We start from the raw sequence: 14,863 nt of genomic DNA on the forward strand, positions 1-14,863 counted from the left end.
GAGCGCGCCAATGGGGTCGAATCGGGCATGGTTTCTCTGCCCGACCGAGCGCCCCATGGCACGGTATGCCCGCCAACACCGCGCTCAAACCCGGCGTGTTCAAGGGAGAGCGCGCCAATGGGGTCGAATCGGGCATGGTTTCTCTGCCCGACCGAGCGCCCCATGGCACGGTATGCCCGCCAACACCGCGCTCAAACCCGGCGTGTTCAAGGGAGAGCATGCCGATGGGGTCGAATCGGGCGTGGTGTTCCCGCCCGACCGAGCGCCCCACGGTATGCTAGGCCCGCCAACACCGCAGCGAATCCTGGCGTGTTCCAGGGAGAGCATGCCGATGGGGTCGAATCGGGCGTGGTGTTCCCGCCCGACCGAGCGCCCCACGGTATGCTAGGCCCGCCAACACCGCAGCGAATCCTGGCGTGTTTAAGGGAGAGCATGCCGATGGGGTCGAATCGGGCGTGGTGTTCCCGCCCGACCGAGCGCCCCAGGGTATGCTAGGCCCGCCAACACCGCAGCGAATCCTGGCGTGTTCAAGGGAAAGCATGCCGATGGGGCCGAATCGGGCGTGGTGTTCCCGCCCGATGCCTCGAGTTTACTTAATTTCCTTTCCTTCCAGCAACTGCTGTACCAGCGGCCCCATTATCAGCTCCATCGCCAGCCCCATCTTGCCCCCGGGCACCACCAGCGTATTAATATTGGAAATAAAGGAGCCTTGCAGCATCGCCAGCAGGTAAGGCAGGTCGATATGCGCCAGGCTACGGAAATGAATAACGACAAAACTTTCGTCAAGTGAGGGAATCGCCTTGGCGGCGAAAGGGTTCGACGTGTCGACGGTCGGCACCCGCTGGAAATTGATATGGGTGCGGGAAAACTGCGGCGTGATGTAGTTAATATAATCCTCCATCGACCTCACCACCGAATCCATCACCGCCTCGCGCGAATGCCCCCGCTCGCCGGTATCGCGCACCAGTTTCTGGATCCACTCCAGGTTGACGATGGGCACCACGCCCACCAGCAAATCCACGTGCTTCGCCACGTCATGGCTATCGGTTACCACGCCGCCGTGCAGCCCCTCGTAAAATAACACGTCCGTCGGTTCCGGCAACGCCTGCCAGGGCGTAAAGGTACCGGGGATCTGGTTATACGGCACCGCCTCGTCATACGTATGCAGATATTTACGCGACTGGCCGCGGCCGGTATCGCCATACTGATGAAACGTATGCTCCAACAGGCCAAAGTTATTCGCGTCCGGACCAAAGTAGCTGATATGGCGCCCTAAATCCCGCGCCTTGCGGATCGCCATATCCATTTCCGGCCGGGTAAAGTGATGAAAGCTGTCACCCTCCAGTTCGGCGGCGTGGATATTCAACTGCTGGAATATTTTACGAAACGCCAGGCTGGTGGTGGTGGTGCCCGCACCGCTGGAACCGGTAACGGCAATAATGGGGTGTTTTGTCGACATGGTAACCCTACGCTTGGTTGAATTGCGGCGTGAAGAAGTGCGCCCGGCATCAAGGCCCAGAAGTGAGTGTTAGCATATTTAGCGCTTAGGGGCCAGGGGCTTCGCTATTCGCCCGGCGTATCTCCGGCCTGGTCATTAAACCGGCCGCGCGGCATGATATTGATATTTTCATGCAATTCCGACCAGACCACCACCGCCTCGCCGCTTATCAACTGGCGTTTTACATCCTCGACCTTTTGCGCCAGTGATTTCTCCTGCTCGCCATAATCGGTGCCCTCACGCAGTACAAAGGACTCGATCAGGTTATAGAGCGTGTCAGGATCGATTTGTTCCCAGGGAATAATCACGATATTGTGTCCCGATAGTCAATAAATCAAGGTGTTGAGTAAATTTCACCTGTTATGCCTTGTGCATCCCCGTGCGCACTGGTAGCTTCATACGCGTTATTTTACGGGGAGCCGCCAAAACGTGGAACTGGGTCTTTTTCTGTCAATGCTGGGGTTTCTCTGGGTGGCCGCCATTACCCCTGGCCCTAATAATATGCTGCTTACCGCCTCGGGCGCCAATTTTGGCTTCTGGCGCTCAATGCCGCTGATGATCGGCATCATGCTCGGCATGCAATGTATCCTGCTGCTGGTGGCCTTCGGCATCGGCGGCCTGATCACGCTCTATCCGTCCCTGCATTTTATGCTGAAGGTGGCGGGCAGCCTTTACCTGCTGTGGCTGGCCTGGAAAATAGCCACCGCCGCCTATGAAAAACTGGAAACCGACGCGCCGCCCCCCCGGCCCATTCCCTTCTACCAGGGCGGCCTGCTGCAGTTTCTTAATCCCAAGGCATGGCTGATGGCGCTGGGCGCGGTGGCCAGCTTCAGCCTGAGCGGCAGCGCCTATATCACCTCCGTCGGCGCCATCAGCGTCGGCATCGTCAGCGTCAATATCGTCTCCGGCGTTATCTGGCTCGGCTTCGGCACCCTTATCGGCCGGCTGCTGCGCAGCAAACGCGCCTGGATCGCTTTTAACGTCGCCATGGGCCTGCTGACGGCGGCCTGCGTATTGCTGATCTGGCGCTGACGCGCTTATTGCGACTCGAACTCCCGGGTCAGGGTCTCCAACTGTTCCTGGGCGTCCAGCCACGCCATTTCCGCCTCTTCCAGCTGCGATTTAACCTTGGCCTGCTGCTGCAGGGCCAGGGCCAGGTCCGCTTTACGGCTGATATCATACAGCGCCGCGTCGGCCAGTCCGGCCTCGATGGCCGCCAGCTCCGCGCCACGTTTTTCCATTTGCTGTTCATAACGGGTAATGGCCTTGCGCAACGGCTGGGTCTGATTACGGAAATCCGCCTCGCGCCGCTTCTGGTCTTTCCTGGCCTGGGCATTATTGACCTGCGGCGCCGGGGTCTCGGTATCATTGCCGTCCTGCGCCGCCGCCTGGCGCTGCTGATCCACCAGCCACTGCTGGTAATCCTCCACATCGCCGTCAAACGACGCGACGCGCCCGTCATGCACCAGATAAAATTCATCGGTGGTGGAACGCAGTAAATGCCGGTCATGGGACACCACCACCAGCGCGCCGTCGAAATCTATCAGCGCTTCGGTCAGCGCCTGGCGCATATCCAGATCCAGATGGTTGGTCGGCTCATCGAGCAGCAGCAGGTTGGGACGCTGCCAGACAATCAGCGCCAGCACCAGCCGGGCCTTTTCGCCGCCGGAAAAACGCGCGGTCGGTTCGGTCACCTTATCGCCACGGAAACCAAACCCGCCCAGATAGTCGCGCAGCGCCTGCTCATACTCCTGCGGCGCCAGCCGGATCATATGCGCTAGCGGCGATTCGTCGGCGCGCAGGAACTCCAGCTGATGCTGGGCGAAATAACCCAGCTTGATGCCTTTCGCCAGGCCGATGGTGCCGGACTGCGGCTCAAGGGTGCCGGCCAGCAGCTTGATAAGCGTCGACTTGCCGGCGCCGTTGCGTCCGAGCAGGCCGATGCGCGAACCGGGCACCAGGTTAAGCTTGATGGAATTAAGGATGGTGCGCTCGCCATAACCGGCGCTGACTTTCTCCATGCTCAGCAGGGGGCTCGGCAGGCTTTCCGGAGTACGGAACTTGAACTGGAAGGGATTATCCACATGGGCCGGGGCGATCAGCTCCATCCGCTCAAGCATCTTGATCCGGCTTTGCGCCTGCTTGGCCTTGGTGGCCTGGGCACGGAAACGGTCGATATAATGCTGCAAATGGGCCACTTTTTCCTGCTGGTGCTGGAACAGCGACTGCTGTTGCGCCAGCTTGGTCACCCGCTGCTGCTCAAACGACGAGTAGTTGCCGGTATATTCGTTCAACGTCTGCTGTTCAATATGCAGGATTTTATTTACGATAGGATCGAGAAAATCCCGGTCATGGGAAATCAGAATCAGCGTACCGTCATAATTCTTCAGCCATTTTTCCAGCCAGATGACTGCATCCAGATCCAAGTGGTTGGTCGGTTCATCAAGCAACAGCAAATCGGAGCGGCAAATCAGCGCCTGCGCCAGGTTAAGGCGCATACGCCAGCCGCCGGAAAAATCCCGCACCGGCTGTTGCAATTGATCCTGGCTGAACCCCAGCCCGTGCAGCAGGCTCGAGGCGCGCGGCCGAATGGTCCATGCCTCGATAACGTCCAGCTTGCCGTGCACGGTGGCGATGGCGTGGCCGTCGTTTTTCTCGTTGGCGAGCTGGAGGTCGGCTTCCAGCTGGCGATACTCGCGATCGCCGTCGATAACATACTCCAGCGCCGGCACGTCAAGGGCCGGCGTCTCTTGGTTAACCCAGGCCATCGACCAGTTGGCGGGGAAGGTCACGCTGCCGGCGTCGCAGCCGAGTTCATGCTTCAGCAATGCCAATAATGTTGATTTGCCGCAGCCGTTCTTGCCGACGAGTCCGACCTTTTGCCCGGGATTCACCGTGGCGGTGGCGTTATCCAGCAGTACGTTGGTACCGCGGCGAATTTGCAGTGAGGAGAAGACAATCATAAAGCGCCATAGTTTGAGAGTATGTTAAATTAACATTATTGAATGCTATCCAGGATAACCTGTCCTGGTTTCAACTTTGCGAAGCATGGTAGCGGAAAAGCCGCGCCCTGACGACGCTTTGGAGGGGAATTGATCGCGCAGCCACCCAAAGTTTTGTTGTTGTATGCCCATCCGGAATCACAGGATTCGGTTGCCAACCGGATTTTGCTGCAGGCGGCATCGTCGCTCGAGCATGTCACCGTACATGATCTTTACGCCTTTTATCCGGATTTTTTTATTGATATTCACCACGAACAGCAATTATTGCGTGAACATCAGGTCATTGTGTTCCAGCACCCGCTTTATACTTACAGCTGCCCGGCATTATTGAAAGAGTGGCTCGACCGGGTGCTGGCGCGCGGATTTGCCAGCGGCATCGGCGGCGACGCCCTGGCGGGGAAATACTGGCGAACGGTTATCACCACCGGCGAACCGGAGGGCGCTTATCTTAACCGCGGCTACAGCCGCTACGGCATGGAGGATATTCTACGCCCGTTCGAATTGACCGCCACCATGTGCCGCATGCATTGGGTGCGCCCGCAGGTGATCTATTGGGCCAGAAGGCTGGATCCCGTCGTATTGGCGCGCCATGCCGGCGAATACGCCCAATGGCTGAAAGAGCCGCTTAACGAAAGGGGACAACGCATTGGATAGCAGTCCGTCGTTTTTGACCGCCGTGGTGCTGTTTTTATTCGCCGCCGTCGTTGCGGTGCCCATAGCCCAGCGCCTGGGCATAGGCGCGGTGATCGGCTACCTTGCGGCGGGTATCGCCATCGGCCCCTGGGGGCTGGGTTTTATCCGCGATGTGGATGAAATCCTGCACTTCTCCGAACTTGGGGTGGTGTTCCTGATGTTTATCATCGGCCTGGAGCTGAATCCGTCGAAGCTATGGGAACTGAGGCGATCGATCTTCGGCGTCGGCGCCGCGCAGCTTTTCTTTACCGCGTTGCTGCTGGGCGGGGCTCTTTACCTGACCCATGCCACCTGGCAATCGGCGCTGATTGGCGGCATCGGCCTGGCCATGTCGTCCACCGCCATCGCGCTGCAGCTGATGCGCGACAAAGGCATGAACCGCAATGAAGGCGGCCAGCTCGGCTTTTCCGTCCTGCTGTTCCAGGATATGGCGGTAATCCCCACGTTATCCCTCATCCCTATCCTGGCCGGCGGCGGCAGCGAACCGAGCGATTGGATGAAAATCGGCATGAAGGTGGCGGCGTTTTTTATCATGCTGGTGGGCGGGCGCTACCTGCTGCGGCCGCTGTTCCGTTATGTCGCCATGGCTAATGTGCGCGAGGTGTTTACCGCCGCCTCGCTCATGGTGGTGCTGGGCGCGGCGCTATTTATGGATATGCTCGGATTATCCATGGCGCTGGGCACCTTTATCGCCGGCGTGCTGCTGGCGGAGAGTGAATACCGCCATGAGCTGGAGATCGCCATCGAGCCGTTCAAGGGATTACTGCTCGGCCTGTTTTTCATCTCGGTGGGCATGGCGCTCAACCTGGGCATTTTATATGTCCACTTGCTGACCGTGGTGGCCGGCCTGGCGGTCCTGGTGCTGGTCAAAGGGACGGTATTGTATATCCTGGCGCGGATATCCGGTCTGCGCAGCTCGGTGCGGCTACAGTTCGCCGGCGTGCTAAGCCAGGGCGGGGAATTCGCCTTTGTCCTGTTTTCCGCCGCCGGCGCGCAAAAAATCCTCTCGCCCGATCAGCTGGCCCTGCTGCTGGTCACCGTGACGCTGTCGATGATTACCACCCCCTTATTAATGCAACTCATCGATCTTATCCTGGTCCGACGTTACAATGCCCAGGACGAGGAGGGTGAAAAACCCTTCGTCGACGATGACGAGCCGCAGGTGATCATCGTGGGTTTCGGCCGTTTCGGCCAGGTGATAGGCCGCCTGCTGATGGCCAATAAGATGCGGATTACGGTACTTGAGCGCGATATCAGTGCGGTAAGCCTGATGCGCAGCTATGGTTATAAGGTGTATTACGGCGATGCCACCGAGCTTGAGTTGCTGCGCGCCGCCGGGGCGGAGAAAGCAAAAGCCATCGTGGTCGCCGCCAATACGCCGGAAGACAACATGACCATCGTGCACCTGTGCCAGCAGCATTTCCCGCACCTGAAGATACTGGCGCGGGCGCGGGGCCGCGTCGAGGCCCATGAGCTGCTGCTGGCCGGGGTGAATCAGTTTTCGCGGGAAACTTTTTCCAGCGCGCTGGATCTGGGCCGCAAGGCGTTGTTGGAACTGGGGATGCATCCCCACCAGGCCTATCGCGCCCAGCAGCATTTCCGCCGCATCGATACCCGCATGCTGCGGGAGCTGATGCCGCAGCTGCAGGGGGATGTGGCGCAAATATCCCGCGTCAAGGAGGCCCGGCGCGAGCTGGAGGATATCTTCCAGCGCGAAATGCAGCATGAACGTCGCCAGCTTGACGGCTGGGAAGATAACCATCCGCAGGGAGATAAACACCATGACGGCAAAGCGTAAACGTTTTATTGCCGGCGCGGTATGCCCCGAGTGCCAGGCGAAGGATACCCTGGCGGTCTGGCAGGACCAGGGGACGGATAACGTCATTTGTGTAAAGTGCGGTTTTACTCAGCGCCAAACCGACCCGGCGGCTGCGGATAAAACGCCGGCAAAGGATCGCATTATCGGTATTTTTGATCCGGAGTAGCCTTATACCCTCAATTTTTTTAAGCTGAAGGATACATGCGCGTAAATTTTCGTTAGAATCTGCGCCAATTCAGTTTCCAACGGTAGGAGATATCATGAAAGTAGCAAAAGACCTGGTGGTCAGCCTGGCTTACCAGGTACGGACAGAAGATGGCGTGTTGGTCGATGAGTCTCCGGTGAGTGCGCCGTTGGACTATCTCCATGGGCATGGTTCTTTGATCTCGGGCCTGGAAAATGCCCTGGACGGCCACGATGAGGGTGATAGCTTTGATGTGCATATCGTTGCCGACGATGCCTACGGTCATTACGACGACAACCTGGTGCAGCGCGTCCCGAAAGAGGTGTTCATGGGCGTCGAGGAACTTGAGGTCGGCATGCGTTTCCTGGCCGAGACCGATCAAGGCCCGGTGCCGGTTGAAATTACCGAAGTCGACGGCGACCATGTGGTGGTGGACGGCAACCACATGCTGGCCGGCCAGGATTTGAACTTCCACGTCGAGGTGCTGGCTATTCGCGAAGCGACGGCGGAAGAACTGGCCCACGGCCATGTTCACGGCGAACACGATCACGAGCATGAAGGCCATGACCACGATCACGGCGGCGACTGCTGCGGCGGCCACGGCCATGACCACGAGCACAAAGGCGGCGGATGCGGCGGCAATGGCGGCTGCGGTTGCCACTAAACCCGGTTCGCTCGGACCCCGATAGCCGATGGGGCGGGTTTTTCCGCCCCGTTTTATTGGTTATTCAACGAATTAATTAAAATTAATAGTGCGGCGGCGGCGTCTCTTCCGATTGAGACGCGATAATCGAGGTTTGCTGCGTGCGCAGTTTCTCCGACAATAAGCGCAGTTGCTCCTGCAGCCTGCCGATATCCCGTTGATGCGCGACCACGGTCTGATTCAGTTCATCTATCGTGACTTCCTGGAACGCAAGCCGGCCTTCCAGCAAATCAAGACGTTGTTCCAATTGGGATAACTCCATAGTGTCCTCCTCTCAATACCGTTTATCATGGAATAGGGGCGATCGCGTCGGCCCGACCTCATACCCGGATTAAGCTGCGACAACAACCAGGTGTTATTCTATCGGTAAATGACGATAAATGCCCGCCGAAAGCCTATTATATGCCCGCGTCACCGAACCAGGCTTCAATGGCGCCGCTAAAAAAGAAACTTCTTGACGTAAAAAAAGTCTTAGAAAGACTCAATTCATCGGGATAGCGATTGTGTTGTGTTTACGCTCACGGCTATAGTATCGGCTTAACTTAGTTATCGACCTTGGGACAAGATAGCCCAGGCTATGGAGATATGGATGAAATCACTGTTTAAAGTCACGCTGTTGGCTACCACCATGGCGCTAGCCCTCAATGCTGCCCAGGTAATGGCCGCGGATAGCACCGCAGCGGCTGATGCCCCCGCCGCGGCTGGCACCACAGCGACCGCTCCGGCAACTGCTCCGGCCAACGCCACCTCGGACAAATTCAAAAGCAGCGAGGAACAGGCTGCTTACGCGTTAGGCGCCTCATTGGGTCGGTACATGGACAACTCCCTGAAGGAACAGGAAAAGTTAGGCATCAAGCTGGATAAAGATCAGCTGATCGCCGGTGTTCAGGACGCTTTTGGCAACAAGAGCAAGCTGACTGACGAAGAAATCGAGGCTACTCTCCAGAGCTTCGAGGCGCGCGTGAAAGAAGCCGCCCAGGCCAAAATGGAGCAGGAAGCCAAGGACAACGCCGAAAAAGGCGATAAATTCCGCGCCGACTACGCCAAGCAAAAAGGCGTGAAGAAAACGGCCAGCGGTGTTCTGTACAAAGTTGAAAAACCGGGTACCGGCAAAGCGCCGACCAATAGCGATACCGTGGTGGTCAACTACAAGGGTACGCTGGCCGACGGTACGGAATTCGACAACTCCTACAAACGCGGCGAACCTCTGTCATTCCGTCTTGACGGCGTCATCCCCGGCTGGACCGAAGGCCTGAAAGAGATCCACAAAGGCGGCAAGATCGAGTTGGTGATTCCGCCGGAACAGGCGTATGGCAAAACCGGCGTCCCGGGAATCCCAGCCAACTCCACCCTGATTTTCGACGTGGAACTGCTGGATATTAAACCGGCGGCTAAGGCTGCCGAAGGCGAAAAGCCGGCGGCTGAAGCACCGGCCGGCGCGGCTGAAACTACTAAATAACCACACTGCCGGCGCGTAAAACGCGTTGCCAGTGATGAAGGGCGGTGGCTGTCTCAACAGCCACCGCCCTTTTTTATTCACATTCTCCCGCCGGAAACCGGGCATGCCAACCCAAAAAAAGCGCGTTATAGCGCCTTTGTCGGCCAATAAGTTGTAAAAATCTGTCCAAACACAAGGACAGCGTTTTAAATCATTTGCTAGACTAGCGACCGGTAAATACAACTGACAGCCGAGTTTGTCCAGGGATGCGGGCAGGCTCGCTTTAACGGGTGGTGTCTGCATATGTCTACTTCTCTTCCGACCCCAGAATTCAACGAACTGGATGTTTTGGACGAACGGCCATTCAGCCCGGTTGATCATGAAATACTGGCATCCTACGAAGCCGTGGTGGATGGACTAGCGATGCTTATCGGCGAACACTGCGAAATCGTGCTGCATTCCCTGGAAGATTTGAAAAGCTCCGCCGTGCGCATCGCCAACGGCGAACACACCGGACGCAAAATCGGCTCGCCCATTTCCGACCTGGCCCTGCGCATGCTGCATGACATGGCGGGCGAGGACAGCAGCGTGTCGAAAGCCTACTTTACCCGGGCCAAAAGCGGCGTGCTGATGAAATCCGTCACCATCGCCATTCGCAACCGCGAACAACGGGTCATCGGCCTGCTGTGCATCAATATGAATCTTGACGTGCCCTTTTCCCAAATCATGCAAACCTTTGTCCCGCCGGAAGCCCAGGAAAACGCCACCTCGGTCAATTTCGCGTCTTCGGTGGACGACCTGGTGGCGCAAACCCTTGAGTTCACCATCGAGGAAGTCAATGCCGATCGCGGCGTGTCCAACAACGCCAAGAACCGCCAGATTGTGCTTAACCTGTATGAAAAGGGCATTTTCGATATCAAGGACGCCATCAACCAGGTGGCGGATCGGCTGAATATTTCCAAACATACGGTCTATTTGTATATCCGCCAGTTTAAAAGCGGTGATTTCCTGGGATTGGATCGGTGAGCCTGCGTTACTGCCTGATGGTCGGCGGGCCGGCCTACGGCACGCAGCAGTCCAGCAGCGCCCTGCAGTTTGCACGGGCCTTGCTGGCCGCAGGCCACCGGATCAACAGCATTTTTTTTTATCAGGACGGCGTCTATAACGCCAATCGCCATACGTCCCCGGCCGGCGACGAGGTGGATATCGTGCGCGCCTGGCAGCAGCTTGGCCTGGAGCATCAGGTGCCGTTGGATGTATGTGTCTCCGCGGCGTTGCGCCGGGGCGTGACGGACGGGGCGCAGGATGCGCCGCCGGCACCGGAGCAGGGCAACCTGCAGCCGGGTTTTACCCTGAGCGGCCTGGGCACGCTGGCGCAGGCCGTGCTTGAGTGCGATCGGTTTATCCAGTTTTAAGGTGCCCTGATGAAACGCCTTGCCTTTGTTTTTACCCATGGCCCCCACGGCGACGCGTCTGGACGGGAAGGACTGGATGCGCTGCTGGCCGCATCGGCGCTAACCGATGAGATCGGCGTGTTTTTTATTGGCGATGGCGTCCTGTTGCTATTGCCGCAGCAGCGGCCGGCGGAAATCCTGGCGCGCAATTTCATCCCCACCTTCGGCGTATTGCCGATTTACGATATCACGCGTTTTTACCTCTGCGCGGAGTCCCTGGCGGAGCGCGGGCTGGCCGGCGCCACGGGCTGGGTGCTCGACGCCGAGGTGTTGCCCGCCGCGCGCTGGCGCGAGCGCTTGTCCGCTTTTGATACTGTCTTGACCTTCTGAGCCGGGAAAACGCCATGCTTTATACCCTTAGCCGCTCCCCTTACGCCCGCGACCTGCCGGCGCTGCTGCTTACCGCCCGCAGGGGCGACGATCTGCTGCTGATACAGGACGGCGTGATAGCCGGGCTGGCGGGAACCGCCGCGCTGGAGCGGCTTATCGCCTCGCCGCTCGGGTTGTATGCCCTTGACGCCGACGTTGCCGCCCGCGGCCTGCTTGCTCATTTTTCGGACAAAATCACCCTGATAAGCTATACTGGGTTTGTCTCGCTGACGGTAAAACAATCGCAACAAATGGCATGGTAAGCAGGGCGCTACCCTCTGAATTGCGCCTTGCGGCAAGGCGGTCAAGGGAACGCATTGCGATCAGCGTACAGCGATAAGGGAGGGGGATAAACGAACGCAGCCAAGGCATCCGCAGCGCGAAAGATAGCGGGTATATTGTATATTTCTTGACACCCTCACCCGTCGGCCATAAAATTCTGCGTCCTCGTTCTTTGCCTTGCGGCTTAACGAGGCGATTTATTACGTGTTTACGAAGCAAAAACCAGGAGTTTTATCGAATGGCAACAATTAACCAGCTGGTACGCAAGCCACGCACCATGAAGGTTGCTAAAAGCAACGTTCCGGCGCTGGAAGCATGCCCGCAAAAACGTGGCGTATGTACCCGCGTATATACCACCACCCCGAAAAAACCGAACTCCGCGCTGCGTAAAGTATGCCGTGTTCGTCTGACTAACGGTTTTGAAGTCACTTCCTATATCGGCGGTGAAGGCCATAACCTGCAGGAACACTCCGTGATCCTGATCCGTGGCGGTCGTGTAAAAGACCTTCCCGGTGTGCGTTACCACACCGTTCGCGGTGCGCTCGACTGCTCAGGCGTTAAAGACCGTAAGCAGGGCCGCTCCAAATACGGCGTGAAGAAGCCCAAGTCTTAATGGTTCTCCGTTAAGTAAGGCCAAACATTTTATTATTAATGTCAAAGAACTCATTGAGTTTTGGACAATCCTGAATTAACAACGGAGTTATCCCATGCCACGTCGTCGCGTCATTGGTCAACGTAAAATCCTGCCGGATCCTAAGTTCGGATCCGAGCTGTTGGCAAAATTTGTCAATATCCTGATGGTAGATGGTAAAAAATCTACTGCCGAAGCAATTGTCTATACCGCGCTGGAGACCCTGGCTCAGCGTTCCGGTAAAGGACATCTGGAAGCTTTCGAAGTAGCTCTGGACAACGTGCGCCCGACTGTCGAAGTCAAGTCCCGTCGCGTTGGTGGTTCTACTTATCAGGTGCCAGTAGAAGTTCGTCCGGTCCGTCGTAATGCCCTGGCAATGCGTTGGATCGTTGAAGCTGCTCGTAAACGCGGTGATAAATCTATGGCCCTGCGCCTGGCGAACGAACTTTCCGATGCAGCAGAAAATAAAGGCACTGCTGTTAAGAAACGTGAAGACGTTCACCGTATGGCAGATGCCAACAAGGCGTTCGCCCACTACCGCTGGTAATTATGCCGCTGTAGTCATGCTAACCAGGTGGGCGTGCGGACAGCTCGCCCTGCCTGGGTTAGCTCGAATAGAACGCCCCAGTAATCGAGGATACAAATGGCTCGTATAACACCAATTGTGCGTTATCGTAATATCGGTATCAGTGCGCACATCGACGCCGGTAAAACCACCACCACTGAACGTATTCTGTTCTATACCGGTGTAAACCATAAAATCGGTGAAGTCCACGATGGCGCCGCCACCATGGACTGGATGGAACAGGAACAAGAGCGCGGAATTACCATTACGTCCGCGGCGACCACCTGTTTCTGGTCCGGTATGGCTAAACAGTTTGATGCCCATCGCATCAACATCATCGACACCCCGGGACACGTTGACTTCACCATCGAAGTAGAACGTTCCATGCGTGTGCTTGATGGCGCGGTCATGGTTTACTGTGCGGTAGGCGGTGTGCAACCTCAGTCCGAAACCGTGTGGCGCCAGGCCAACAAATATAAAGTTCCGCGTATCGCGTTCGTGAATAAAATGGACCGTATGGGCGCGAACTACCTGCGCGTTGTTGAACAGCTGAAAACCCGTCTGGCCGCTAACCCGGTTCCGATCCAGCTGGCCATCGGCGCCGAAGAAAAATTCACCGGTGTTGTCGATCTGGTGAAGATGAAAGCCATCAACTGGAGTGAGGCCGATCAGGGCATCAGCTTCGAATACGAAGAGATCCCGGCTGAACTGCAGGAACTGGCGCAGAAGTGGCATCAACATATGGTTGAATCCGCGGCTGAAGCCAATGACGAGCTGATGGATAAATACCTCGGCGGCGAAGAACTGACCGAAGCAGAAATCAAGATGGGTCTGCGTCAACGCGTGCTGAACAACGAAATCATCCTGGTTACCTGCGGTTCTGCGTTTAAGAACAAAGGCGTACAGGCGATGCTGGATGCGGTAATCGAATACCTGCCGGCACCGACCGACGTTCAGGCCATCAACGGCGTGCTGGAAGACGGCGAGACCCATGCCGAACGCCATTCAAGCGATGACGAACCCTTTTCGGCGCTGGCGTTTAAAATCGCCACCGACCCGTTCGTGGGCAACCTGACCTTCTTCCGCGTTTATTCCGGTGTGGTTAACTCCGGCGATACCGTGCTGAACTCCGTTAAAGACAAACGTGAGCGTTTTGGCCGTATCGTGCAGATGCACGCCAACAAACGTGAAGAAATCAAGGAAGTCCGCGCCGGCGATATCGCCGCTGCGATTGGCTTGAAAGATGTGACCACCGGCGATACGCTGTGCGATCAGAGCAAGCCGATCATCCTGGAACGCATGGAGTTCCCGGAACCGGTTATCTCTGTGGCTGTAGAACCGAAAACCAAGGCCGACCAGGAAAAAATGGGTCTGGCCCTGGGCCGTCTGGCGCAGGAAGATCCGTCTTTCCGCGTCTGGACCGATGAAGAGTCCGGTCAGACCATCATCGCAGGTATGGGCGAGCTGCATCTCGAAATACTCGTCGATCGTATGCGTCGCGAGTTCAACGTTGAAGCTAACGTCGGTAAACCGCAGGTAGCGTACCGCGAAACCATCCGCAATACTGTTGAGCAAGAAGGCAAGTTTGTTCGTCAGTCCGGTGGTCGCGGTCAGTTCGGTCACATCTGGTTGCGTATCGAACCGATGGAACCAGGTGGTAAAGGCTACGAATTCCTTAATGAAATCGTCGGCGGCGTGGTTCCAAAAGAATACGTGCCCGCGGTGGATAAAGGCGTCCAGGAACAGCTGAAAAACGGCGTTCTGGCCGGATATCCGATTGTGGACGTCCGTGTTGCGGCCTTCGATGGTTCATACCACGAAGTCGACTCCTCGGAAATGGCGTTTAAAATTGCCGGTTCCATGGCGTTTAAAGAAGGCTTCATGAAAGCGAAACCAGTTCTGCTGGAACCTATCATGAAAGTTGAAGTTGAAACGCCGGAAGACTACATGGGTGACGTTATCGGTGACTTGAACCGTCGTCGCGGCATGATCGACGGCATGGAAGATACTGCGACCGGCAAGACCGTTCGTGCGCAGGTCCCCTTGTCTGAAATGTTTGGATATGCTACAGATCTGCGTTCACAGACTCAGGGCCGTGCTTCTTACTCCATGGAGTTCCTGAAGTACAATGAAGCACCGAACAATGTTGCTCAGGCCATTATCGAAGCCCGTAAAGCCGGTAAATAAGCTTTAGGGTCTACAATTAATATCCCGTGCTCTCTCCA

General features: G+C 56.9%; 17 protein-coding genes. 13 read left to right on the plus strand and 4 right to left on the minus strand.

Annotation, left to right across the window (positions count from 1 at the left end; translation table 11 throughout):
* Window positions 1–589 precede the first annotated feature (589 nt).
* Window positions 590–1,459, minus strand: a complete 870-nt coding sequence (locus ACL2XM_RS24450) for a phosphoribulokinase (protein ID WP_410013260.1) — start codon at window positions 1,457–1,459, stop codon at window positions 590–592.
* 104 nt (window positions 1,460–1,563) lie between these two features.
* Entirely contained in the window at window positions 1,564–1,806 is a 243-nt protein-coding gene (locus ACL2XM_RS24455) for a YheU family protein (protein WP_410013261.1), read from the minus strand.
* A gap of 121 nt (window positions 1,807–1,927) precedes the next feature.
* Here ACL2XM_RS24455 and ACL2XM_RS24460 point away from each other — a divergent pair, with 121 nt between their 5' ends.
* Entirely contained in the window at window positions 1,928–2,530 is a 603-nt protein-coding gene (locus tag ACL2XM_RS24460; protein WP_413731848.1) for a LysE family translocator, read from the plus strand.
* 5 nt (window positions 2,531–2,535) lie between these two features.
* Here ACL2XM_RS24460 and ACL2XM_RS24465 read toward each other — a convergent pair whose 3' ends face one another.
* Window positions 2,536–4,461: an ABC transporter ATP-binding protein gene (locus ACL2XM_RS24465; protein WP_413729339.1), complete on the minus strand. Its 1,926-nt coding sequence runs from the start codon at window positions 4,459–4,461 to the stop codon at window positions 2,536–2,538.
* Between the two features lie 132 nt (window positions 4,462–4,593).
* Between ACL2XM_RS24465 and kefG the strand changes: the two genes are divergently transcribed.
* The 4 genes from kefG (at window position 4,594) to slyD (ending at window position 7,860) form a co-directional block, all read left to right on the plus strand.
* Window positions 4,594–5,154, plus strand: coding sequence for a glutathione-regulated potassium-efflux system ancillary protein KefG (kefG, locus tag ACL2XM_RS24470; protein WP_410016712.1), 561 nt, complete (start codon window positions 4,594–4,596; stop codon window positions 5,152–5,154).
* Window positions 5,147–6,991 (plus strand): glutathione-regulated potassium-efflux system protein KefB, encoded by a 1,845-nt coding sequence (gene kefB, locus ACL2XM_RS24475; protein ID WP_410013264.1) that lies wholly within the window; start codon window positions 5,147–5,149, stop codon window positions 6,989–6,991. Before kefG ends, kefB begins: the two co-directional genes overlap by 8 nt.
* Complete coding sequence (locus tag ACL2XM_RS24480) at window positions 6,975–7,178, plus strand: YheV family putative zinc ribbon protein (RefSeq protein WP_410013265.1); 204 nt, start codon at window positions 6,975–6,977, stop codon at window positions 7,176–7,178. The genes kefB and ACL2XM_RS24480 overlap by 17 nt, the downstream gene beginning before the upstream one ends.
* Before the next feature lie 94 nt (window positions 7,179–7,272).
* A complete protein-coding gene (slyD, locus tag ACL2XM_RS24485) occupies window positions 7,273–7,860 on the plus strand; it encodes a peptidylprolyl isomerase (RefSeq protein WP_410013266.1) in 588 nt (195 codons plus the stop codon).
* A gap of 82 nt (window positions 7,861–7,942) precedes the next feature.
* On the opposite strand, the gene ACL2XM_RS24490 is transcribed toward slyD, so the two are convergent.
* Window positions 7,943–8,161 (minus strand): protein SlyX, encoded by a 219-nt coding sequence (locus tag ACL2XM_RS24490; RefSeq protein WP_162367218.1) that lies wholly within the window; start codon window positions 8,159–8,161, stop codon window positions 7,943–7,945.
* A 327-nt stretch (window positions 8,162–8,488) separates the two neighbouring features.
* Between ACL2XM_RS24490 and fkpA the strand changes: the two genes are divergently transcribed.
* The 8 genes from fkpA to fusA all read left to right on the plus strand — a co-directional run bounded on the left by fkpA (window position 8,489) and on the right by fusA (window position 14,825).
* Window positions 8,489–9,358 carry an FKBP-type peptidyl-prolyl cis-trans isomerase gene (gene fkpA / locus ACL2XM_RS24495; protein WP_410013267.1) on the plus strand — a complete coding sequence of 290 codons (870 nt, stop codon included), beginning with the start codon at window positions 8,489–8,491 and terminating at the stop codon, window positions 9,356–9,358.
* Window positions 9,359–9,640: 282 nt separating this feature from the next.
* Complete coding sequence (locus ACL2XM_RS24500; RefSeq protein WP_410013268.1) at window positions 9,641–10,363, plus strand: transcriptional regulator; 723 nt, start codon at window positions 9,641–9,643, stop codon at window positions 10,361–10,363.
* 2 nt (window positions 10,364–10,365) lie between these two features.
* Window positions 10,366–10,752 (plus strand): sulfurtransferase complex subunit TusD, encoded by a 387-nt coding sequence (gene tusD / locus ACL2XM_RS24505; RefSeq protein WP_410016713.1) that lies wholly within the window; start codon window positions 10,366–10,368, stop codon window positions 10,750–10,752.
* Between the two features lie 9 nt (window positions 10,753–10,761).
* Entirely contained in the window at window positions 10,762–11,121 is a 360-nt protein-coding gene (gene tusC, locus ACL2XM_RS24510) for a sulfurtransferase complex subunit TusC (RefSeq protein ID WP_410013269.1), read from the plus strand.
* A gap of 14 nt (window positions 11,122–11,135) precedes the next feature.
* Window positions 11,136–11,423, plus strand: coding sequence for a sulfurtransferase complex subunit TusB (gene tusB / locus ACL2XM_RS24515; protein WP_413731850.1), 288 nt, complete (start codon window positions 11,136–11,138; stop codon window positions 11,421–11,423).
* 257 nt (window positions 11,424–11,680) lie between these two features.
* Entirely contained in the window at window positions 11,681–12,055 is a 375-nt protein-coding gene (rpsL, locus tag ACL2XM_RS24520; RefSeq protein WP_162367223.1) for a 30S ribosomal protein S12, read from the plus strand.
* A gap of 94 nt (window positions 12,056–12,149) precedes the next feature.
* Window positions 12,150–12,620, plus strand: coding sequence for a 30S ribosomal protein S7 (gene rpsG, locus ACL2XM_RS24525; protein ID WP_011412093.1), 471 nt, complete (start codon window positions 12,150–12,152; stop codon window positions 12,618–12,620).
* 96 nt (window positions 12,621–12,716) lie between these two features.
* On the plus strand, window positions 12,717–14,825 hold the full coding sequence (gene fusA / locus ACL2XM_RS24530) for an elongation factor G (protein WP_410013271.1): 2,109 nt from the start codon (window positions 12,717–12,719) through the stop codon (window positions 14,823–14,825).
* Window positions 14,826–14,863: the final 38 nt, after the last annotated feature.

Origin of the sequence: Sodalis sp. RH20, assembly GCF_047324205.1 — a bacterium.
Classification (GTDB): Bacteria; Pseudomonadota; Gammaproteobacteria; order Enterobacterales; family Enterobacteriaceae; genus Acerihabitans.